Annotated in this window: 19 protein-coding genes; 8 read left to right on the forward strand and 11 right to left on the reverse strand. The window is 68.2% G+C overall.

Features of this window, described 5'->3' with window-relative positions; genetic code table 11:
• Positions 1–134 precede the first annotated feature (134 nt).
• A complete protein-coding gene (locus HN018_RS14985) occupies positions 135–1,568 on the reverse strand; it encodes a hypothetical protein (protein ID WP_172443408.1) in 1,434 nt (477 codons plus the stop codon).
• Positions 1,569–1,655: 87 nt separating this feature from the next.
• On the opposite strand from HN018_RS14985, the gene HN018_RS14990 reads away from it, so the two are divergent.
• Complete coding sequence (locus HN018_RS14990; RefSeq protein ID WP_239478704.1) at positions 1,656–3,128, forward strand: adenosine deaminase family protein; 1,473 nt, start codon at positions 1,656–1,658, stop codon at positions 3,126–3,128.
• Positions 3,129–3,201: 73 nt separating this feature from the next.
• Here the strand turns inward: HN018_RS14990 and HN018_RS14995 are convergent, their stop codons facing one another.
• Positions 3,202–3,801, reverse strand: coding sequence for a chalcone isomerase family protein (locus HN018_RS14995; protein ID WP_171833297.1), 600 nt, complete (start codon positions 3,799–3,801; stop codon positions 3,202–3,204).
• Between the two features lie 137 nt (positions 3,802–3,938).
• Complete coding sequence (locus HN018_RS15000) at positions 3,939–5,465, reverse strand: ATP-binding protein (RefSeq protein WP_171833296.1); 1,527 nt, start codon at positions 5,463–5,465, stop codon at positions 3,939–3,941.
• 72 nt (positions 5,466–5,537) lie between these two features.
• Here HN018_RS15000 and HN018_RS15005 point away from each other — a divergent pair, with 72 nt between their 5' ends.
• Positions 5,538–5,720: a hypothetical protein gene (locus HN018_RS15005; protein WP_171833295.1), complete on the forward strand. Its 183-nt coding sequence runs from the start codon at positions 5,538–5,540 to the stop codon at positions 5,718–5,720.
• A 52-nt stretch (positions 5,721–5,772) separates the two neighbouring features.
• Here HN018_RS15005 and HN018_RS15010 read toward each other — a convergent pair whose 3' ends face one another.
• Genes HN018_RS15010 through HN018_RS15020 form a run of 3 tightly spaced genes read right to left on the reverse strand, consistent with a single transcriptional unit; the run spans position 5,773 to position 9,678 of the window.
• The gene (locus HN018_RS15010) at positions 5,773–6,996 is read right to left on the reverse strand and encodes a TIGR03862 family flavoprotein (protein ID WP_171833294.1); all 1,224 of its coding nucleotides are present in this window, start codon (positions 6,994–6,996) and stop codon (positions 5,773–5,775) included.
• Positions 6,986–8,161: a pyridoxal phosphate-dependent aminotransferase gene (locus HN018_RS15015; protein ID WP_171833293.1), complete on the reverse strand. Its 1,176-nt coding sequence runs from the start codon at positions 8,159–8,161 to the stop codon at positions 6,986–6,988. The genes HN018_RS15010 and HN018_RS15015 overlap by 11 nt, the downstream gene beginning before the upstream one ends.
• An 8-nt stretch (positions 8,162–8,169) precedes the next feature.
• The gene (locus tag HN018_RS15020) at positions 8,170–9,678 is read right to left on the reverse strand and encodes a gamma-glutamyltransferase (RefSeq protein WP_239478706.1); all 1,509 of its coding nucleotides are present in this window, start codon (positions 9,676–9,678) and stop codon (positions 8,170–8,172) included.
• A gap of 270 nt (positions 9,679–9,948) precedes the next feature.
• Here HN018_RS15020 and HN018_RS15025 point away from each other — a divergent pair, with 270 nt between their 5' ends.
• Positions 9,949–10,767 (forward strand): DsbA family protein, encoded by an 819-nt coding sequence (locus HN018_RS15025; RefSeq protein ID WP_239478708.1) that lies wholly within the window; start codon positions 9,949–9,951, stop codon positions 10,765–10,767.
• Positions 10,768–10,805: 38 nt separating this feature from the next.
• Here HN018_RS15025 and HN018_RS15030 read toward each other — a convergent pair whose 3' ends face one another.
• Positions 10,806–12,350 carry an alpha/beta hydrolase domain-containing protein gene (locus tag HN018_RS15030; RefSeq protein WP_171833292.1) on the reverse strand — a complete coding sequence of 515 codons (1,545 nt, stop codon included), beginning with the start codon at positions 12,348–12,350 and terminating at the stop codon, positions 10,806–10,808.
• A gap of 328 nt (positions 12,351–12,678) precedes the next feature.
• Between HN018_RS15030 and HN018_RS15035 the strand changes: the two genes are divergently transcribed.
• The gene (locus tag HN018_RS15035) at positions 12,679–13,173 is read left to right on the forward strand and encodes a hypothetical protein (protein WP_171833291.1); all 495 of its coding nucleotides are present in this window, start codon (positions 12,679–12,681) and stop codon (positions 13,171–13,173) included.
• Between the two features lie 147 nt (positions 13,174–13,320).
• Here HN018_RS15035 and HN018_RS15040 read toward each other — a convergent pair whose 3' ends face one another.
• The 4 genes from HN018_RS15040 to HN018_RS15055 all read right to left on the reverse strand — a co-directional run bounded on the left by HN018_RS15040 (position 13,321) and on the right by HN018_RS15055 (position 17,734).
• Complete coding sequence (locus HN018_RS15040; RefSeq protein ID WP_171833290.1) at positions 13,321–14,682, reverse strand: MFS transporter; 1,362 nt, start codon at positions 14,680–14,682, stop codon at positions 13,321–13,323.
• A gap of 78 nt (positions 14,683–14,760) precedes the next feature.
• Entirely contained in the window at positions 14,761–15,744 is a 984-nt protein-coding gene (denD, locus tag HN018_RS15045; protein ID WP_171833289.1) for a D-erythronate dehydrogenase, read from the reverse strand.
• 75 nt (positions 15,745–15,819) lie between these two features.
• A complete protein-coding gene (gene hemA / locus HN018_RS15050) occupies positions 15,820–17,073 on the reverse strand; it encodes a 5-aminolevulinate synthase (protein ID WP_239479318.1) in 1,254 nt (417 codons plus the stop codon).
• A 160-nt stretch (positions 17,074–17,233) separates the two neighbouring features.
• Positions 17,234–17,734, reverse strand: coding sequence for a hypothetical protein (locus HN018_RS15055; protein ID WP_171833287.1), 501 nt, complete (start codon positions 17,732–17,734; stop codon positions 17,234–17,236).
• Positions 17,735–17,871: 137 nt separating this feature from the next.
• Here HN018_RS15055 and HN018_RS15060 point away from each other — a divergent pair, with 137 nt between their 5' ends.
• The 4 genes from HN018_RS15060 to HN018_RS15075 all read left to right on the forward strand — a co-directional run bounded on the left by HN018_RS15060 (position 17,872) and on the right by HN018_RS15075 (position 22,577).
• Positions 17,872–19,872: a transketolase-like TK C-terminal-containing protein gene (locus tag HN018_RS15060; RefSeq protein WP_171833286.1), complete on the forward strand. Its 2,001-nt coding sequence runs from the start codon at positions 17,872–17,874 to the stop codon at positions 19,870–19,872.
• 24 nt (positions 19,873–19,896) lie between these two features.
• Positions 19,897–20,919 (forward strand): type I glyceraldehyde-3-phosphate dehydrogenase, encoded by a 1,023-nt coding sequence (gap, locus tag HN018_RS15065; RefSeq protein ID WP_171833285.1) that lies wholly within the window; start codon positions 19,897–19,899, stop codon positions 20,917–20,919.
• A gap of 2 nt (positions 20,920–20,921) precedes the next feature.
• Complete coding sequence (locus tag HN018_RS15070) at positions 20,922–22,151, forward strand: phosphoglycerate kinase (protein ID WP_171833284.1); 1,230 nt, start codon at positions 20,922–20,924, stop codon at positions 22,149–22,151.
• A 210-nt stretch (positions 22,152–22,361) separates the two neighbouring features.
• Positions 22,362–22,577 carry a hypothetical protein gene (locus tag HN018_RS15075; RefSeq protein ID WP_171833283.1) on the forward strand — a complete coding sequence of 72 codons (216 nt, stop codon included), beginning with the start codon at positions 22,362–22,364 and terminating at the stop codon, positions 22,575–22,577.
• The last annotated feature ends 27 nt before the right edge of the window (positions 22,578–22,604 follow it).

Here is a 22,604-nt window from a genome sequence, read left to right on the forward strand (position 1 = left end):
ACGGTCTTCCGGGCACTTCCGGGTCGCGTCACCGCCTGCGGATCATCGATCCCGCAGGCGGCCAGACCGACACGGAGGCGCCTGGCGGAACGTTTACCCCGGCCTGGTCGCAAGCATCCGGTATCGTGCGGTCGCTACGGGCGCGCCTGCACGATCGTCATCTCGTGCTTGCCAAAGAACGCCGCGATCGCCTCCGCGCCGTAGGCGGGGACCTGTCCGTCGCGCAGCCTGACGGTCTGCGAGGGCCAGGACGGCCCGCCGAACAACTTGCCTGGCGGCGGCACGGCGAACAGCATCGCGTCGCCCGGAGCGCGTGCGGAACTCCAGCTTTCCGACCTCGCCCGCATCTGCCCGGGCACCAGGGCGAGATCGGCCCTGAGTGCCGGCGTCCATGCTGCGAGCAGCAGCAGAAGTACAGCGGCGAGCGTCACCTCGCGCAGGCCCGCCGGCAACCGGCGCCAGAGCAGCGCGGATGACGGCGCCAGCGCGACCAGTGCCAGCAGCATCATGCCGGCCCGCATCGTCTGGTGGCGCTGGCAGCACAGCATGCCGAATTGGTGGAACGACAGCACGACCGAGAGGAAGGCGCCCAGCAGCAACGACACCGCCCAGACGATCCGGCGCCTCATCGCCGGCCCGGTCGATGCGCCCGGCGGCGGCAGGACCAGCAGAATCGCCAGCTTGAGCAGGATCGCGGCGAGCACCGGCAGGCCCGGCACGCCGACCAGCTCATGCGCAAAAACCGGCACCGCCGCGTGGAGGCTGCGCAGCCAGTTGCCGGCCAGCAGGCTGCTGCGGTCGAGCACCTCGACCATCGGCCGCATCCGGCTGACATACACCGATAAGCAGATCAGCACGCCCGCCAGTGCCGGCACCAGCCCCGCTCGTGCAGCAGACAGCCGACTGCGTGCGAACCCGGCCGCTTCAGGCCGACCCGGCAGGCGAGACGGCGCGACGACGACCCAGAGCACGGCGTCCAGGAGCACGGTGACCGCGCCGATCTCGACGCTGAAGGCTGCCAGCAGCAGCATGCCGGTCATCGGGACGGCCGAGGGCGGGCGAACCGCCGCCGTGTCGGCGCGCCGGAGTGCCGTCACCGCGGCAAGTCCGGCCCAGGCTGACAGATAGGCGACGGTCGCCATCGGCCAGTAGAACATCTCGTCCGGCCGGCACAGCATCAGCGCCAGCACGAACAGCACTGCCGCGAACAGCACCGGCCGCGCCTCCCCGGCCCGGCGTGCCGCGGCGGCGATGACCGCGATCGACCCGATCCACAGCAGCAACAGGAACGGCACCACGAACGAGTGCCTGAGCCCGTGGCAGAGAGTAAGATAGAGCGCGCTCACCGCCTCGGAGAACGGCCTCGGGCTCCAGCGCACCATGCGCCCGAGCACCGAGCGCCAGCCGGACGCGGCGTTAAACGCGGCGATGTAGTATTCGTCCGAGCCCCAATGGCCGGCCTCGATCAGCGCCATGTAGGCGCACAGGGCGACCGTTACGATGCCGATCACGACCAGCAGGCCCAACCGCTCGATCCGGCTGGACGCCGTCCGCACCCGCATGCTCATCCAGTCTCGTCCCTCGACGTTGCGGCAGCGATCCTGTCTTGTGCCGTCCTGATCCGCTGCACGCTCCTGTTTCGCCTGTCCAGCCTGTTGCTGGTCTCCCTCGCCGTTCTCGCGCCGGGCGTCCGAGCCGCCCCCGCGTCCGATTCGGCCACAGGCGCAGCACGCGCGTTCGATCGCCTGTCCGCGGACCCGCCACGACTGCGCGAGTTCCTGCGGGAGATGCCCAAGGGCGGCGACCTGCACAATCACCTGGCCGGCGCGATCTATGCCGAGAGCTATCTCGGCTGGGCGGGAGCGAGCGGCCTGTGCATCGACATGCATGACCATTCGATCGCACGGCCGCCCTGCACCGGCGACCTGAAGCCCGCCGCCGACGCGCTCGCACAAAATCCCGGGCTGGAGGATGCGATGATCGACCAGCTCTCGATGCGCGATTTCACGCCGTCGCCCGGCGATGCGTCGGGACATGACCACTTCTTCTCGACGTTTCCCAAGTTCGACGCCGCCGGCACCGGCCATGTCGGCGAGATGCTGGCGGAGGAAGCCAGCCGTGCGGCGGCCGAACACACCGAATACCTCGAGATCATGTGGTATCCGCGGGTGCGCGAGTCGGCCGGGCTCGGCCTGTCCCGGCCCTGGGCGAACGAGGATTTCGCCGCCGACCTCGGCGCCATCCAGGATGGCATCCCACACCTGCTGGCCGAGGCGAAAACCGATACCGACCAGGCCGAGGCGAGGATGCGCGAGGTGCTGCATTGCGCGACCGCCACCCCCGACCCGGGCTGCAGGGTGATCATCCGCTACCAGACCTTCCTGCTGCGCGTGCTGCCGCCGCGGGCGGTGTTCGCCCAGCTCGCCTACAGCTACGCGCTGGTCCATGCCGACCCACGCTTCGTCGGCATCAACATCGTGGCGCCCGAGGACAACCCGGTCGCGCTGCGCGACTACGGCCTGCACATGCGCGCCTTCCGCTTCTTCCATGCCGCCCATCCGGAGGTGAAGCTCAGCCTGCATGCCGGCGAACTCACGCTGGGACTGGTACCGCCGGAGGATCTGCGCAACCACATCCGCCAGGCGGTCGAGATCGCCGGGGCCAGCCGGATCGGCCATGGCGTCGACATCACCTACGAGGACGATGCGCCCGGCCTGCTGGCGGAAATGGCCCGGCGACACGTCGCGGTGGAGATCAACCAGACCAGCAACGACCAGATCCTGGGCGTGCGCGGCGCCGACCACCCGTTCACCGCATACCGGGCGGCCGGCGTACCGATGGTGCTGTCGACCGATGACGAAGGCGTCGAGCGGATCGACCTGACCCACGAGTATCTGCGCGCGGTCGAGACCTGGCACCTCGGCTATCCGGCGCTGAAGGCACTTTCGCGCAATGCGCTGACCTACAGCTTCCTGGCCGGGAATGCGCTGACCATCGACGCTCGCGGCAACCCGATCAAGCCGAACGCGGATCTACTGGCACACAGCGACAGGGCACGCGCGCAGTGGCAGCTGGAGGAAGCGTTCAGGACCTTCGAGACGAAGGAAGCTCAAACGGATCCACGCTAAGGATATTCGGTCACAGCGGATCAACGGAACACTGTGGCTCGCTGATCCAGCGAGCACTCTGTCCGGTCGAACGCTAGCTCGCGCTCTTGCCGAGAAGGCCGTCGCGGAGTTCCGCAGATGGGGAGGTCGTTCCGAGATCCGAGTCCAGGATCGTGTAGCCGAATTTCGGATCGTCGATCGTCGTCAACTGCTTGCCGTTGAACAGCACCTGCACGCCAATGTCGGTGACGATGAAGCCGGTGCGATCGCCCGGTTTCACGGTCTGCACGGTTCCGAGCAGCTTGTCGAACGCAGCCTTGTCTGCTTCGGTGCAGGTATGCTTCGTGCAATAGTTCCGGCTGGACTCCACGTAGAGGTCGTGGACCTTGTCGGCCGGGGCGCCGCGGACGAACTGCATGAACAGTGCCTTGGGGCCCACCTCGGCTAGCGCCTCGGCCGGGCTGGTGGTCTTTTGCGGCAGGTACAAGGCGGCGATGTAGCCGCGTATGTGAAGCAGGGTGAAGGATCGCACCCCGATCCCGTTCAAGAGCAGCGTCTTGCCGGCCACTTCCATCGTGTCCGGCATGGTCACGCCTGCCTTGGTGGCGGCAGCAGCCGGTTCGCCCTGGCACAGCATGGCAAGACCGCCGAGAACGGTGATGGCGGCAAGACGCGGCGTAGGCGAACGGATCATTGATACTACCCTTTGCAGGCGGCCGGGGCCTTCCGTTGGCCCTCTTGCCGGATCGGCGACATGCGACCGGCAGGAAAGCATGGCTTGCGCACTGCCGCCAGACACGGGATCGCGTGTCCGGCGCGGCGAGGCCGGGATCAGGCCGGGACCGCCGCCGGATCGCCGGGCAGTGTTTCCCAGCCTGATCCGACGATGGTGAGGATGCGCCGGCCGGCTCCGTCCTCGCGCAGGACCAGCACGTCCTGCTCCTCCAGATACAGCAGTTGGCGTCTGGCACGGCTGGGCGAGTGGGTGCCGTAGGCCCGCGCGATGTCCGCATCGGACGGACAGGGCAGACGGTCCCGCGCGGCGCGGGCCACCAGCAGGAACACGCCCTGGACGTCCTCCGGCAGTGCCGAGGCGATCCGTTCCGCCGCCTGCCAGTCCGGAGCATCGGCGTCGGCCTCGTCGATGCCGGCACGGGCGGTGCCGAGCGCCTTGCGGAACCGTCCGATATCGAGGACGTCGCGGCCCATGCCGTCGATCCGGCAGCGCACCAGGAAGTCCTGATACAGCACATGCACCGGCCGGTATCCGCTCTCGGCATCGGCCAGCATGGCGCGCAGGATCGACTGCATCCGGCGCCGGTCGTTCGCGGCATCCTCCAGCGTCTGCTGCACCGGCAGCAGAACCTCGAGCTCGGCCTCGCGACGGGCGCCGCGCGCCACGCCATGCAGCGAGAGCTGGGCCAGGATGTCGGGCGGCGGCGCTGCCGGCATCCGGCGGGCCCGCGTCGCAGCGGCATTTGGCAGCGGCGTGAGGATCAGCTCGCGCATGTCCTGCTCGGACGCGGCCGGCGCCAGCGGCAGCAGGCTCGGCCCGGCCGAGCGGCTTTCCGTCTCGACGGCGCCGATCCCGACGGTGATCGGCCGGCGCGACAAAGCCGGCCCCAGCGCCAGGAAGCGTCCGCGTCCGAGGTCGCGGAAGCTCTCGGCCTGCCGGCGCTCCATGCCGAGCAGGTCGGCCGCTCGCGCCATGTCGATATCGAGGAAGGTGCGGCCCATCAGGAAGTTGGTCGCCTCCGCGGCAACGTTCTTCGCAAGCTTGGCTAGGCGCTGAGTCGCGATCACCCCGGCCAGCCCGCGCTTGCGGCCACGGCACATCAGGTTGGTCATGGCGCCCAGCGAGGCCCGTCTGGCTTCATCGGAGACCTCGCCGGCGGAAGCGGGGGCAAACAGCTGCGCCTCGTCCACCACCACCAGCACCGGATACCAGCTGTCCCGCGGCGCCTCGAACATGCCGCCGAGGAATGCGGCGGCGCGGCGCATCTGCAGTTCCGCGTCGATGCCTTCCAGGTTCAGCACCACCGACACCCGATGCGCCCGCATCCGTTCGCCGGCGGCCGCCAGGGCTGCCTCGTCATGTTCGGCGGCGTCGATGACCAGATGGCCGAACCGCTCGGCCAGGCTGACGAAGTCGCCTTCCGGATCGATCACCGCCTGCTGCACCCAGGGCGCACTCTGTTCCAGCAGCCGGCGCAGCAGGTGCGACTTGCCGGACCCTGAATTGCCCTGCACCAGCAGCCGCGTCGACAGCAGCTCCTCGAGGTCGAGCATTGCCGGCTCGATGTTGGATGCGAGGGCACCAGTCTCGATTCGCGTGCCGATCTCGATCGCAACGGTCATCGGGGGGGGATACAGGCATGCTGCGTCATCCGGCAACCGGACGCGATCCCGCTTTCAAGGAGTCCAGCCTGCATGACTGTCCCCGACGGCCACGACCAGACCGCCACGCTCGATATCCAGATCGGCCGCAGCGTGAGCTTCAAGGCAAGCGCGCGGATCACACCGTCGGGCCTCCTGTCGGTCGGTGCCCTGACCTCCCTGATCATCCTGTCCGTGTCGGTCCTGGTGCACGTCTCCGGACGGGGAACGACGTAGCCGTAACCGCTATGCACCAAAAGTGCGACGCTCCCTGCGATCGGGACCGGGCTCAGCCGGCCTCGGACCGCATCCAGCCGAGCATGCCGCCGGCGGCCGCGCGGCCGGTGGCGATCGAAGCCTGCAGCAGGTAGCCGCCGGTCGGCGCTTCCCAGTCCAGCATCTCGCCGGCAACGAACGTGCCGGGGCGGGCGCGGAGCATGAAGTGCGCGTCGATGGCGCCTTGGGCGACACCACCGGCCGTCGAGATGGCGCGGTCGATCGGCGCCGTCGCGGTGACACCGATCGGCAGCGCCTTGATCAGCGATGCGAGCGCCACCGGATCACGTGGCGGTGGCGCATCGCCAGTCTCTCGCAGCAGGCCGATCGCCGCCGGCGGCAGGGACAGCGCCTTGCGCAGCGTGTTCGACAGGCTCTCGCGGCTACGCACCTTGGCCAGACGGGACGCGAGCATGTCCACCGAAAGGTCGGGACGCAGATCGAGCATCAGCACGGCCGGTGTCCGGCGTTCGATCGCATCGCGCAACGGGGCCGACAACGGATATACCGCGCCGCCCTCGAGACCGTCGCGGGTGACGATGAGATCGCCACGCGAGGTCCTTCCGTCGAAATGCAGGGCGACCGATTTCAGCGGGGTGCCGGCGAAGCGCTCGCGAAACGCGTCCGACCAGCCGGTCGTGAAACCACAATTGGCCGGACGGAACGGCATCAGCGCCACCCCGGCATCGGCCAGGGCGCGATCCCATGCCCCGTCGGAACCGAGCCTCGCCCAGCTCGCGCCACCGAGTGCCAGCAGCGTCGCGTCCGCCTCGATGCGTTCGGGGCCCTGCTGGCCCGCCAGCAACGCGGCGCCGGTCTCGTCGAACCCCATGAAGCGGCAGCGGGCGCGGAGCGTCACGCCGAGGGTTGCCAGCCGTGCCAGCCACGCGCGCAGCAGCGGCGACGCCTTCATCGCGCGCGGGAACACCCGGCCGCTGGTGCCGACGAAAGTCGCCTGCCCCAGTCCCTCGCACCAGCTCCGCATCGCATCGGGCGGAAACGCCTCGATCGCCGAGCGCAGCCAGGGCTCGGCGATCTCGTAGCGTGACAGGAAGGCGGCAAGCGGCTCGGAATGGGTGATGTTGAGCCCGCCACGTCCCGCCATCAGCAGCTTGCGGCCCGGGCTGGGCATGCGTTCGTAGACCGTCACCCGGCAATGCGATGCGAGCAGTTCCGCGGCGGCGAGGCCAGCCGGACCGGCGCCGATGACGGCAACCGTGGGACGATCAGCTGTCACGGTATGCAGCCAGCCGGTCGGCCGCCTCGATCATGTCGGCTTCCGGCCCGCAATAGCTGAAACGGATGGTGCGATGGCCACGCACCGCATCGAAATCGACACCGGGCGTGGCGGCGACGCCGATCCCGGCCAGCAGCCGCGCGCAGAACTCGATGCTGTCGTAGCTCCGGTCGCCGATGCCGGCATAGATGTAGAACGCGCCCTGCGCCGGTGCGATATCGGTGAAGCCGGCCGCAGGCAGGTTGGCCAGCAGATGCGCCCGCGACCGGCGGTAGCGGTCCATGTTCGCCGCGACCTCCGATGTCGCTTCGAATGCGGCCTCGGCGGCGATCTGCGAGATGTGCGGCGCGCTGATGAACAGGTTCTGCTTCAAACGCAGGACCGGCTTCAGCAGGTCCTGCGGCAGCACCGTCCAGCCGACCCGCCAGCCGGTCATGCTCCAGTATTTCGAGAAGCTGTTGATGACGATCGCGCTGTCGCTATAGGCAGCGGCGGTCGCCGGCGGCGCCTCCCAGTTCAGCCCGTGATAGATCTCGTCGCTGATCAGGCGGATGCCGTTTGCGTGGCAGAAGCGTGCCAGCACCGCGAGTTCGCCATCATCGAGTGTCGTGCCGGCGGGGTTGCAGGGGCTGGCGACGATCAGCCCGTCCGGAAGTCCCTGCCCGGTCTCGGCCATCGCCTGCAGCAGCGCCACGGTCGGCTGGAACCGGCTCGACGCGTCGGTCGGCAGCACCACCGGCTGCATGCCGAGCGCATGCAGGATGTTCACGTAGGGTGGGTAGTAGGGGCTGGCCAGCGCGATCCGGTCGCCGGGGTCGAACGCCGCCAGGAACGCCAGCAGGAACCCGCCGGACGCGCCGGTGGTGATCGTGATCCGCTCGGGCAGGACGGTCGTGCCGTAGAAGTCGCGGTAATGCCGGGCGATCCGCCCGCGCAGCGACGCAAGCCCGGACGCCTCGGTGTAGCCGAGCGGCAACCCGCTTGTGAGCGCCCGCTGCACCGCCTCGATCGCCAGCGCCGGTGCCCCGGTCGCCGGTTGCCCGACCTCGAGCCGGATTATCCTGGGGTCACCGGGGCCGAGTGCCGCCTGTCGTGCATTCGCCGCCCGGACCACTTCCATGGCCAGGAACGGCTGCAGGGACGCGCCGGCGCCCGTCTTGAGCATCGGGTCGGCTAGTCGCTGCGGGTGGCAAGGCCGCTGCCGCGGGGATCCGTGGTCGCCGTGCAGGCCGACTGGTCGCCGGGCAGGCCGCGGGCGCAGACGATCGCATTGACCCGGCCGGTCTCGGTGACCGGCGACGGCGGCGAGCCATGCAGCGCGCGGGACGTGGCCGCGGCCACCGCGATGGCGGCGTCGTTCTGGCCCGAACCGGCGACCGCGGCGCGGAAACTGCCCGAGGTCGGGTTCCAGGCGATCGACGAGGCGAGCAGCGGCTTCGGGAACCGGGCGGGCGAAGCGGCCAGCACGATGCCGGTATCGCCGGCGATGCGGCCGGTGCCGAACAGATTGTCCATGGTGAGTGCGCAGGCGACCGCACCACCGTTGCGATCGACCACGGTAAAGGACGTCGAGGCCGGGAGCCGTCCGAGGCTGCCACCGGCGGATGGGCGATCGACCAGCGCCTGCGCTTCGGCAGCGTAATCGCCACCATTGACCGCACCGGGATGGCTTGCACGCCAGGCGGCGACCACGCCATTGGCCAGGCTGCCGCTCTCGTCGCCCGACTGGCCCGCGCGGAACGCCGCCGCCGCGCCGAGGCCGCCATCGGCTGGCGGCGGCAGGAAGGCGACGCGATCCGGTCCGGCATCGACCGTCAGCGCTGCAGACTGGGCCGGGACCGAGTTCCGGAGATCGGCGCGGGACAACCCGCCCCCCGCGATCGCGGCGCCGTCGGTGAATTGCTGCCAGAGCACGCCTGTATAGAGGTCGCCGACCCCGGCCAGGGCGATCCGGTCGAGGGAGTTGGCGAGATCCTGCTGGGACAACTGGTCTCCGGCGGCGATCGGCTTGCCGCCCGGGGCGAAGATCGTGCGCGCGTTCGGGTCGCCCATCAGCGGACCCTTCACCGCGGCGACATCGTCTGCCAGGGCACGCGAGACGGTAATGCCGGAACGGGCCAGCCGCGCCGCCGGCTTGACCAACTCGTCGAACGACACGCTGCCGTAGCGCGCCTGCATCAGGAAGAGGCCGCGCGCGGTCATCGGCACGGAAGCGGGGCGGCTGTCCTGGCCAGCGGGCGCGGTGCCGGCAACCGGTGTAAACAGGAACGCCTCCGGGCTCCGGCCCGAGCCGGCACGGTAGGCAAGGCATGCACCGCCACTGCCCAGCGAGGCGCGGGACGGCAGGGTGACCGAAAGAGCCATCCCGACGGCCACGGCCGCATCGGCGGCGTTTCCACCACGCGCCAGCACGTCGCGGCCAGCCAGTGCGGCGACCGGCTCGTCGGCGACCACGTTGCCGATGAAGCCGGACAGGTAGGGCGATGGCGGACCGACGACGAGGTTTCGCACCGAACTCACGCTGCCGCAGCCGGCGAGCGGCAGGCTTGCGGAGAGGCCCAGGGCGAGACCGAGCAGGACACGCGACGCCTGAGGGCGATGAGCGGCCGGCTGGCCACTGCATCCCGTTGGTGGGATCGGCCGTGCCGGTCGGTTTCCCGAGGCCGCAACAGGGTTCGGCACGCCGCTCTCCGTCAATCCGTTAGTAGCCTGGCCGTTAGTAGTCTGGCCGTTAGTAGTCTTGCCGTTGAAAGTCCGGCCACTGGTAGTCTGGCCATCCGCTGGTCGTCTGGCCACAGGTGATCAGGCGACACACCGTGATGCATCACCTCTGCCGCCGCCTGCCCATAAACGGCTTCGGCCCGTGCGGCAACCACGCGTCCGTGACCACGCCTCGCGGCCGAAGCTGCACGATGCTACATCGCGTTTCATCGAAATACGCCGGAGAGCGCCTTGTCCGAGTTCCCCTGTCCCGTCCGTTTGCGACCGGCGCCAGCCTCGGCGCGCACCAGGCTGCCGAAAGCCGGCCAGATGATGGCCGGCCTGCTGGCGACGATGCTGGCCGGCCCGGCCATGGCGGATGCGGTGCCGGCGGGCACCGGCGGATTCTCTCCGGCGCAGCGGGCCGAGATCGTTGCCGTCGTGCGCAACGCGCTCAAGACCGATCCGACCATCCTCGGTGACGCGATCATCGCCCTGCGTGCGTCGGCGCAGCAGAAGGAAGACGTCGATGCGGGTTCGGCGGTACGTGCCAACGGCGCCGCGCTGAATGGCCAGCCCGGCGACGCCATCTTGGGCAATCCGAGCGGCGACGTGACGCTGGTGGAGTTCTACGACCCGCGCTGCCCGTATTGCCGCAAGGTGCTGCCGGATCTCGACGGGTTACTGGCAGCGGACCGGAAGGTGCGGCTGATCGAGAAGCTGATCCCGATCCTCGGGCCGAACAGCGTGCTCGATGCGCAGGCGATCCAGGCGGCGATGCTCCAGGGCAAGTACAAGTCCATGCAGCAGGCGCTGATGAGCGATAGCGGTGCGCCCGGACCGGACCGGATCAAAACGCTGGCCGCCTCGGCCGGGCTGGATGTGCCCCGCCTGTTGCGCGACATGAAGTCGGACAAGGTGAACGCGGTGCTCGAGGCGAATACCGGCCTGGCGCATACGCTCCACCTGACCGGGACCCCCAGCTTCATCATAGGCGACCAGGTGATACCGGGCGCGATCGACCTCGCCGATCTGCGTCAGGCCGTCGCCGCCCGGCGCGCTGCACGCTGAACAGCACGCGCGGGCGGCAACGCCAGTCTAATGCCGGCTCACGGTACGCGGCGGTGGAACGCGGTCGAGATCGCTTCCGCGGCATCGTCCGGCGTCAGGAATCCTGACCGGGCGATCGCCAGCGTGTCTCCGGCGAACCTTGCCAGATAGTCCAGCCGGGTCGGATACAGGCTCTGCTGATGGGCGGCGGTGAAGTCGATCACCTGACCGGACAGGGAGCAGTTCAGGCTCGCGGCGCCGGTGCTCTCCGTATAGGTCGCGACCGGGACGTCGAGTTCGGGGGCGCGCACCCCGCCCAGCCCATTACCGTTCACGTCGAGGGCGGTGGCGAGCTTGGTCCCGGACCCGGTGGTCTGGATCAGCGGGGCACGCGGCGGAACCCGGCCGTACCGTACCCAGCCTTCCAGCTGCGAGAAGCTGGCATCGAGCAGATAGCGACCGGGGAAGGTGCTCAGCGTCGCGCCGGACAGGCAGGTCGCGTAATCCTCGATCAGGGTCGTGCCGCCGGCCGCATGGGTATCGGTCGCGTTCGCCGCGGAGGTGGTCTGCTCGACCACGACATGAGCCGGTCCTGCAGCCTCGTAATACCGATAACGATCGTTCGCGGCATCGCTATCGGATCGATAGGCCTGGCGGCCACTGCGATAATCGGTCTGTGACTGGGTGGCGACGATGGCCGCATCGTGCGAGCGCAGCACGTTGCGCGGATCGCCCGCAACCGGCGCCGTGCTGCACTGGTTGAGCGGCGGCTGGATGCCGAAACCGGAGCCGACCAGGTAGCCATCGAAGATCGGCGGTCCGGGAATATTGGCGGCGATGGCATTGATGTAGCCGACCAGGTCGATCGCGCTCTGCGAGTAGCCGGCCGCGTAAACCGCGCGCACATCATACCCGTGCAACGGGTTGCGCGCCGTCCTGCTGCGCACCAGCGATGACGTCTGGCTCAGCACGTCCCAGAGCAATCCATCCTCGGTCGCGTGCGAGGCGCCGCCGACAATGGTGCTGAGGACAGGGCAGCTGGTGTCGGTCTCGGCAGGGTTCGGATTGGCCCAGGATAATGCTGCATAGCGCACCGGGTTGAAGGTCTTCAGCCCGGCGATGGTGACGGGCTTGCTGGTGATGCCGATCCAGATGTCGCCACGCTTGAGGAAATAGTCATGATCGTACGACCACAGTACTGGCAGATCGTAATCGTTGGTGGCGTTGAGCAATTCGATGACGACATTGCCGCTGAATCGGCGCGGGTCGGTCGGGCGCCGGACCAGGATGCGATTGGTATAAGCGCCACGCCGCAGGACGTTCACCGCGGTGTCGTTCGGATCGATCACCGCATTGTACTGGTAGACCCTAGCCTTGCCGCTCAGGAAATACTCGTCTTCCCGATAACCGCGCGCAGCCAGGTCGATCGGAACCACCTGATAGGCAGCCGCGTCGAAGGCGTGGTTTGCAGCACTGGTTCCGGGTATGGGCCCGGTCACCGCCGGGACTTCGCGTGGCCCGGCGGCGAGTGCCGATGCGGCCGAAACGACAACCGCGAAGGCGGTTATGCCGATATGCCGAAATATCGAAGAATGGTCGAGCATATATCCTCCGTCGCCGCTCATTGATGAGCGATCGTTCGATCGGAGTGCGGCAAATCGTTGTTGACTCACACGGCAGTCATTCCGACCGCATGATTTGTTAAGCTCATTATTAAATCCTTGCAATGGAGATGAGGCCGCAGAGTCCGTCTATCCACGGGCACGGGATGAAGCGCGGACTTTGTGCATCGTGCTGACTGACGCTCTCCGAGTCAGCCGGCTAGGTCGAAGTCACCGGTGCATCGGACATTCGCCGTGCGGCGACGAAACCAAGCCACCATCAGCCAAGTCGTCACATTTTGGAGATCTGAGCGGTGCTACGAACCACCGCATGAAAAAGCACTCGAAGCCACGGCGACTATTTCTGCTCGCGATTATTCTCGGGTCCGGGGCGTCCACGATCGCTGCCGGCAGCGATGCCTCAGGACAGGCAAGCCCCTATCCGGCTCAACACGTGAGCCCGATCGTCGGCACATGGATCGTCAAACATAGAAATGCACCATTTCCGTTTCATATGTATGTGTTCAATGCCGACCATACGATGCAACAGGCAAATCCCGATGCTGGCGATGCACAGACGAGCGACAGTGACGGAAAGGGTGTCTGGGCGGACAAGGGCGATCATCTTGTTGGTAAATGGGTCGAGATTATCGCCAACCGCAGCACGCACAAATATAGCGGTAGTGGAGAGTTCACGTACGACATCGTCGTGAACGGGGATAAACTGACCGGATCCGGTTCGTTCCTGGCTTTCGACGCCGAGGGCACGAGTGTCGGAAGACCACTTCCCTCGCCGTTTACCGGAACACGGGTGACCGTTCCTTAATGTCGTTCAGTCGCGGCGCCTGCTGGTGACAAGAAAAGCAGGCGCAAGGAGACTTGCTGGACCGCAATCATCCGGTCCAGCTTGTATACGACTACGCCATCGAGACAGGCCGCTTCTCGACGGCGCGGCTGCCTCGCCTGAACGATGTCAGCGCCCCCCTCGCCTGCCGGCCATACTGTTCAACGCGGTTGCCACGACCCGCCGTCCCTGCGCCGGCAACAGCAGCGCCGTGCTGGCAGACAGCAATGCCGCGATGGCGAGTGCGTGTAGGCCGGCGGTGCTGGTATGGAACAAATGGTCGGCCTCGGAGCGAAGATTGGGCGCCACGAAGCCGCCCAGGTTGCCGATCGCGTTGATCACGGCCAGGCCACCGGCGGCGGCGGTGCCGCCGAAATGGTCGGTCGGGAAGGTCCAGAATATCGCCTGCGAGGCGATGATCCCGGACGCGGCGATGCACAGCGCGACGATCGCCACCGACGGCGACGCATGCGCCGAGAGCAGGATGCCGCCAGCAACCATCAGCAGACAGACCAGAAAGAACATCCGCGGCCGGTTCACGCGCGTCGCAATCACCGGCCAGATCGCGGTGAAGACGATGGCGCACAGCCAGGGGATCGCGGACACCAGGCTGACCAGCAGACCGATCTTCACGCCCAGCAGCGCGCTGACCTGATCGGGCAGGTAGAACACCACGCCGTAGCTGCCGATCTGCATCAGGAAATAAATCACGACGAACTTGAGCAGCTGCACGTCGCGCAGCGCCTGGCGAAACGTGCCGGACCCTTCGGCATGCTTGTCGGAGGACTCGCGATCGATCACCACCGAGAGTGCGGCCTTCTCGTCCGCACTCAGCCAGGCCACGTCGGCCGGCCGGTCCGGAAGCACGAACATGGTCAGCACCCCGACCCCGGCTGCCAGCAATCCCTCGATCAGGAACATCCACTGCCAGCCGGCCAGGCCCGCCACGCCGTCGAAACCGAGCAGCACTCCGGAGAGCGGGGTGCCGAGGGTCAGCGCCAGCGGGTAGCCGAAATAAAACATCCCGAGCACCCGGCCCCGGTATTCCGGCGGAAACCAGTAGGTCAGATAAAGGATCACGCCGGGGAAAAAGCCTGCTTCGGCCACGCCGAGCAGCAAGCGCAGCGCCACGAACGAGCTGCCGCCGACCACGAACATCGTGCAGGCGGCGACGATGCCCCAGGTGATCATGATCCGCCCGAGCCAGACCCGTGCGCCGACGCGATGCAGGATCAGGTTGCTGGGCACCTCGAACACGGCGTAGCCGATGAAAAAGATGCCGGCGCCCAGGGCGAACATCGCATCCGATATATGCACCTGGGTCTGCAGAGCCTGCTTGGCGATACCGACATTGGCACGATCGAGAAAGGCCAGCAGGTACATCAGGATCAGGAACGGCATAAGCCGGTTACGCGCCTTGCGCATGGCGCTCTCGAGCACCTGGCCTTGCGGGATCGCCGTTTCCAACCCGCCTCCGACGTTATCCGCCATGTGTCTCTCCCTGGTTTACTCGTTCGTCGAGACGGCGCCGGTTGATCCGGCGTCCGGTATGTCGTGCCGGCGGTCGGCTCAGGCGATCGTGCCGCCCAGCTCGTCCTCGACATGCGCGCGGATGATGTCATCGAAGCGCGTCTCGGCGGTAAAGCCCAGGGCGCGTGCTCGTGCCGGATCGAACGCCCGGGCCCAGCCGCTCACGATCCGCTCGACCGCAGGGTCGGGTTCCGACCGGATCAACGCGACTGCCTTGTCCCCAGCAACCCGTCGCAACGCCTCGATCTGTTCCGCCACCGTTGCCGACAGGCCCGGCATGTTGAGGTTGGGGCGGTCGCCGAGCCGGGCGAGATCCAGCGTGGCGGCATGGATCAGGAAGCCGATCGCCGAGCGCGGGCTGGTGAACCAATGCCGCAGCGTGTCGGCCACCGGCAGGATCGCCTCCTGTCCGGCCAGTGGCTCGCGGATGATGCCGGAAAAGAAGCTCGAGGCAGCCCGGTTCGGCTTACCCGGCCGGACGCAGATGGTCGGCAGGCGCAGGCCGATCCCGTCCAGGATGCCGCGCCGGCTGTAGTCGGCCAGCAGCTGCTCGCCCATCGCCTTTTGGGTGCCGTAGCTGGTCTGCGGCGTCACCACGAAGGTGTCGTCGATCACGTCCGGCACGGTACCGCCGTAGACGGCGTTGGATGACGAGAACACGACGCGTGGCCGCCAACCCGAGCCGCCCTCTATCCGGATCGCGTCGAGCAGTGCGCGGGTGCCGTCCAGATTGACGCGGTAGCCGATCTCGAGGTCGGCCTCCGCCTCGCCGGAGACGATCGCGGCGAGATGAAAGATCAGCTCCGGCCGGCGCGTGGCCAACCCCGATGCCGCGCCTTCGGATGCGAGGTCGACGGCAAGGCACTCGCACAGGCCCGCGAAACCCGCCGGCACGGTCGGCTTCACGACGTCGACCAGGGTCAGCCGGTCCACCGTACGCCCGCCGAGTGTCACGTCTCGCGCCAGCCGCTCGGCCAGCTTGCGGCCGAGCATGCCGGCAGCGCCGAGGATCAGGATATGCATGTCGTTCTCCCGGATGGATATCGATGCGACCCTGGTGCCAATCGACCAGCGTCGGTCAGGCGATGAAGGCGAGGATCAGGCGGCGCGCACGTCCGCTTCCTGCAGACGCGGCAGCAGCCCGTGCAGCGCATGGACCAGTTGATCCATCATCGCGTCTGTATGGAACGGGCCCGGCGTCAGGCGCAGGCGTTCCGACCCGCGCGGCACCGTCGGGTAGTTGATCGGGGTGACGTACAGCCCGTGCTCGCTCATCAACCGGCGGCTGATCTCGGTGCAGAGGACGGCATCGCCGACCCGCACCGGCACGATATGGCTCGGCGTCGGCGTGAACGGCACGCCGGCGGCGGCCAGCCGGTCGCGAAGCGTGGCGACGCGCTCGAACAACCGGTCGCGGTGCTGGCTCTCGCGACGCACGATCCGCACGCTGGCCAGGGCTGCGGCGACCGTAGAAGGCGGCAGCGACGTGGTGAAGATGAAGCCGGATGCGCTCGACCGGAGGTAGTCGATCATGTCGGCGTCGCCGGCGACGTAGCCGCCATGGCAGCCGAAGCCCTTGGCCAGCGTTCCCTCGATGATGTCGACCTGGTCGGACACACCGTCGCGCTCGGCGATGCCGGCACCGGTCGGTCCGTACAGGCCGACCGCATGCACCTCGTCGAGATAGGTCATCGCGCCGTAGCGTTTCGCCAGCGCGCAGGTGGCACGGACATCGGCGATGTCGCCGTCCATCGAGTATACGCTCTCGAAGGCGATCAGCTTCGGCGCGTCGGCCGGTGCCGCGGCAAGCTTCGCCTCGAGATCGGCCAGGTCGTTATGCCGGTAGATCACGCAGCTCGCGCCGCGGGCGCCCTTGATGCCGGCGATCATCGAGGCGTGGTTCTGGGCGTCGGAAAACACGATCCAGCCCGGCAGGCTGGTCAGGATGGTCTGCAGCGAGGCCTGGTTGGACACGTAGCCGGACACGAACAGCAGGCCGGCCTGCTTGCCGTGCAACGAGGCGAGTTCGGCCTCGAGTTCGTCGTGCAACGGGTTCGTGCCGGCGATGTTGCGGGTACCGCCGGCACCGGCGCCGTGCTCGCGCAAGGCTGCGACCCCGGCCTCGACGACGCGCGGATCGACTCCCATCCCGAGATAGTCGTTGCTCGACCACACCACGACGTCGCCTGCCGATACCGGTCGTACATGCCCGGGAAGCGGCCTGGTCGCGTCGTGGTAGACCGGGAAGGCATCCGCCTGTCGCGCGAGCGGGGTGAAGCGGCGATACCGGCCTTGCGCCCTGATCTCGTCGAGCACCTTGCGGCATTCTCGTCGGAAGGGATGCTCTGCCACGGATGGACCAGTCACAGCGACCTCGTTCTGCAGGGAGTTCGGCAAACGTCGCTCGACGCCGTCATCGCTCTTCACATCAGCCTCGACCCTGCCCGGATCAATGGGTCGGGACCGATATGCCCCTATAGCGACCCGTCCTCGGATCATGACCGGGAAGACGCTACTTCACGTATACCCGAACCTCGGGAGCCGTCACCGATGCATCGGTCATGGCTGACATCTCGACCTGCGCGGACGACGCCCCTGCGGCGATGATGGTCTCCGCGACCTGGCGTCCGCCCGTGCCGCCCGCATCGGCCAGCGACTGCGTCTGGGCTTCCGGCGAGCCGTTCGCCGGCACCAGCGTCTGGACCCGGAACAGCGCCAGCGGCTTGCGGGACAAAGCCATCCGGACGATGTCGGTCAGGCCGGGCTGCCAGGTATCGGGGGCTGCCTGGAAGCGCACCAGCGCGAGCGGCGGTGGCGCTGCAGGGCCTGGGCGGGTGGGTTGCACGACCGGAACAGGCACGCGCCCGGCGGCGGAATCGAAGGTGCGCTGGTCGATCAGCTTGCAACCGCCGAGCAACAGGCAGGCCAGCAAGGCAGGCCGAAGCGCGGCGCGGACCCGCGCGGCCGGGCACGTGTTGGTTGATGCGAGGAAGGCGGGTCGGGAGGGCGGCATGTCTGTCTGCATTGTGACCGGACCGTCGCAGGAAGGAACCGCGCCAGCAAGGGTTGCGGCAACGGGGTGGCGGCTCCTATGACCCTCGGCAGACGCACGAACCCCGCAAACGCCGGCACGCACGCCAGGAGGAATGGATGAAGGTCGGCGCTCCACTCCCGGATACCCACGACAGCTGGACCGTCGGCGAGCAGGACCCGTCGGACAGTCCGGCCTGGCAGCCCGACGACCAGCGTGCGGCCTCCGACCTCGCCGCCGCCCTCCGCGCCGCGATCGAGGCAGACCACGAGGAACGCATACCGGCCTTTGCCGATGACAGCGCCCCGGCCGGACCCCGGATCGACGATGCCCCGGACGGCGGCATGGAGGTGGCGGCGTCCGTCCTGTGGAGCCGGTTCCTGCGGTTCGATGCCGCCGATCCACGCTGGCCCGACCGCGACCGGTTCGTGTTGTCATCGGGCCGCTTCCTGCCGTTGCTGCGCGCCCTGCTGCGGCTGACCGGTCACGATGCGGTCGTGGCGGGCTGCGGACATGGCCAGCATCCGGCGATCGAGACCGCGGTCGGACCGCCCGGGCAGGGATTTGCCACCGCGGTCGGCATGGCGATGGCGGAACGTGCGCTGGCCGGCCGTTTCGGACGCACGCTGGTCGATCATCGCACCTGGGTGCTTGCGTGCGAAACCGACCTGGCCGCCGGGGTCTCGCTGGAAGCGGCCTCGCTGGCCGGGCGGATGCACCTCGACAAGCTGGTGGTACTGTTCGACGCCCGGCCCTCGGCCGCGGCTCCGGGACAATCCGGCTCCGGGACGGGCCAGGAGGCAGTGACCCGGTTCGCTGCCTGTGGCTGGGCGGTCCGGCGTGTGGAATCAGCCGATCCGGCGGTGATCACGGCTGCGATCGCCGGCGCGATGCGCGTGCGGCGGCCAACCCTGATCGCCTGCCATTCGGGAACGCCATTGCCCGTATCGTCATCGCCGCTGCAGCCCGGTCTTGCCGACGCCTGGAACGATTGCGGCACCCGCGGCGGCAACACCCGGCGGGTGTGGCTGCGCCGCCTGGCCCGGCATCGGCTGCGCGATGAGTTCGAGCGGGTCACGGCGGGACGGCTGCCGACGGGTTGGCAATCCGCGTGGCAACAGGCCTGGCTGCAGGCCGTCAGACAGGGCACCGGGGCGCGAAAAGCGGGGTCGGAAAGCACGCTCGAGACCGGACGGCAGGGGCTGGCTATGCTGTGCGGGCTGCTGCCCGAGATGGTGACGCTCCACTCCAGCGCCGGGGCCGGGATCGTCGACGCACTGCCGGACGCGGCCCGGGCGACCGGCTTTGCCGAGCGGCCGGCCCGTCATCTGGCCTGCGGCGTCCAGGAACACGGGATGGCGGCCCTGGTGAACGGGCTGTCCCTGCATGGCGGCCTGCATCCGGTGCTCGGAGCGTCGTTCGTGTCGATCGACCGGATGCGCCCAGCGCTGCGGCTGGCAGCCCTGATGGGAAAGGCGGTGATCTACCTGCTGACCGATGACGGGCTGGCGCTTGGCGAGGACGGAGCCGCATGGCAGCCGGTCGAGCAGCTTGCCAGCCTGCGCGCGATGCCGGACGTCGCGGTGTTCCGGCCGGCCGATGCCGCCGAGGTCATGGCGTGCTGGGAACTGGCACTCCGGCATGGCAATGGCCCTAGCCTGATCGCCCTGTGCCCGCGGGCGCTGCCCGATGCACAGACCGATCATGCCGGCAGCAGGATCGGCTGCGCGCGGGGCGGCTATGTGCTGGCGGCGTCGCGCGGGCCGCGCCGGGCTACGCTGATCGCCACCGGGCCCGAGGTCGCGGTGGCGCTGGCGGCCCAGGCCCGGCTGGAAAAGCTGGGAATTCCGGTCGCCGTCGTGTCCCTGCCATGCTGGGAGCTATTCTCCGAGCAAGCGGCATCCTATCGTGCGGAGATTCTCGGGAAGGCGCCCCGGATCGGGATCGAGGCGGCATCGGGCTTCGGCTGGGAACGCTGGCTCGGGGATGATGGCGTCTTCATCGGCATGGATGGATTCGGCGCCACGGCGTCGGCGGATACGCTGTATCGCCATTTCGGCATTACCGCCGAGGCGGTCACGGCGCGCGTCCGCCGCCGCCTCGGCATCACGTCGCACTGACTGTTCACAAAGAGGACTAGCTTCATGGCTGTTAAGCTCGCCATCAACGGCTTCGGCCGGATCGGCCGCCTGGTATTGCGCGGCATCGTCGAGAGCGGACGTACCGACGTCGAGGTGATCGCGATCAACGATCTCGGTTCGGTTTCCGACAACGCCCACCTGCTTCGCTACGACAGCGTGCACGGCCGCTTCCCCGGCACGGTGACGTCCGAGGGCGACACCATCACCATCGAGGCGAACGGCCGCACCTACGGCCCGATCAAGGTGTCGGCCGAGCGCGACCCGTCCAAGGTGCCCTACCAGGGCGTCGACGTGGCGCTGGAATGCACCGGCCTGTTCACCAAGAAGGAATCTGCCGCACAGCTGATCACCGCCGGTGCGCGCAAGGTGCTGGTCTCGGCCCCGGCCGACGGCGTGGACGCAACCATCGTGTTCGGCGTCAACCACGACACCATCACCAGCGAGATGACCGTCATCTCCAACGCGTCGTGCACCACCAACTGCCTGGCGCCGATGGCCAAGATCCTCGACACCGCGTTCGGCATCGAGCGCGGCTACATGGTCACGATCCACTCCTACACCGGTGACCAGCGCACCGTGGACACGCTGCACAAGGACCCGCATCGCGCCCGCGCCGCCGCCGTCAACATGATCCCGACCAACACCGGCGCTGCCCGCGCGGTCGGGCTGGTGCTGCCGCAGCTCAAGGGCAAGCTGGACGGCACCGCCATCCGCGTGCCGACCCCGAACGTGTCCCTGGTGTCCCTCGACTTCGTGCCCGGCCGGATCCCGGCCTCGGTCGCGGAAGTGAACGACCTGTTCAAGACCGCCGCCGCGTCCGGCCCGCTCGAGGGCATCGTGGTCTACTCGACCGATCCGTGCGTGAGCTCGGACTTCAACCACCAGCTCGCCTCGTGCTCGTTCGACGCGACCCAGACCTCGCTGATCGACGGCGGCAAGCTGGTTCGCGTGTGCGGCTGGTACGACAACGAGTGGGGCTTCTCGAACCGCATGGCCGACACCGCAGCGGTCTTCGGAGCCCTCTGATCATGAGCGCAGCAGCCACGTCCTTCCGGACGATCGACGACATCGACTGCGCCGGCAAGCGTGTGCTGCTGCGTGCCGACCTGAACGTTCCGGTGCGGGAGGGGAAGATCACCGACCTCACCCGCCTGGAGCGCCTGGTGCCGACCATCCGCGAGCTTTCGGAGAAAGGCGCGCGGGTCATCGTGGTCAGCCATTTCGACCGGCCCAAGGGCAGGCGCGTGCCCGAGATGTCGCTGGAGCCCGTGAGTGCGGCACTTGCCGCAGTGCTCGGCCATCCGGTGATGTTCGCCCATGACTGCATCGGGCCGGACGCCGAGGCGGCGGTCGCGGTGCTCAAGGACGGCGACGTGCTGGTGCTGGAAAACACCCGCTACCATGCCGGCGAGGAAGCCAACGATCCCGAACTGGCGCTGGCGCTGTCGAAGCTCGCCGACATCTACGTCAACGATGCGTTCTCGGCGGCCCATCGCGCGCATGCCTCGACCGAAGGCGTGGCGCGGCACCTGCCGTCGCATGCCGGACGGCTGATGCAGGCCGAGCTCGATGCGCTGACGCTGGCGCTGGAAAACCCGGAGCGTCCGGTCGGTGCGGTCATCGGCGGCGCCAAGATCTCGACCAAGCTCGACCTGATCGGCAACATCCTGGCAAAGGTCGATGTGCTGATCATCGGCGGCGCGATGGCCAACACCTTCCTGGCCGCCAAGGGCGTCGAAGTCGGCAAGTCGCTTCAGGAAGCCGAGATGCACGACACCGCACGGGCGATCATGGCCCAGGCGGAAGCGCGCGGTTGCCGCATCCTGCTGCCGGTGGACGCCGTCGTGGCCCGTGAATTCAAGGCCAATGCTGCCAACGACACGGTGGCGATCGATGCCGTGCCAGCCGACACCATGATCCTCGATGCCGGGCCGCTGACCGTCGCGTATCTCGCCAAGGAAGTCGCCAAGCTGCGTACCCTGGTCTGGAACGGCCCGCTCGGCGCGTTCGAGATCGCGCCGTTCGATGTCGGTACGAACACGCTGGCGCGTGCGGTGGCGGCACTGACCAAGGCGGGCACGTTGCGCTCTGTCGCCGGCGGTGGCGACACCGTGTCCGCGCTGCGCCATGCGGGCGTGGTCGACCAGTTCAGCTACGTCTCGACCGCGGGCGGCGCGTTCCTGGAATGGCTCGAGGGCAAGGCCCTGCCCGGCATCCAGGCGCTGACCTCCCTGCGCGGCATTGCCCTGCCGACCTGACGACGGAGGCCGGCCAGCTCACACCTTGCGTTGCTGGTCGACCCCCATTGCGCCCGTTCGGCATGGGCTGGGTGAGCGGTCCGGCCACACAAGGTTGACAACGGAGTGCCGCCGAGCGGTGTTAACGGAACGCCCGCTGCCAAGGCGGATCGGATGTCGCCGGCGGGGAGCTTCCGGACGTCACGTCGCGGCGTTAAGTGGATCTTCATCATGGCGGGGCATCCTGGGAGCGCCATGATCTCCAGCACCTCGCTCGGCGCGTTCAACGTCTCCCAGGCCGGCAACCTGAGTCCAGCTGCTGTGCCGATGCGTTCGGTCCCGGGGCCGGTACAGGTGTCGACGCGGCCGATCGCGCCACCCGTCGCGAGGGTGACGCCGCCGTTGCAGAACCGTCCACGCGGGAGCCTGCTCGACATTTCCGCATAGCCGATCACGTTCGAAGTCACTCGGTTA

The organism is Lichenicola cladoniae (assembly GCF_013201075.1).
GTDB classification, from domain to species: Bacteria; Pseudomonadota; Alphaproteobacteria; order Acetobacterales; family Acetobacteraceae; genus Lichenicola; species Lichenicola cladoniae.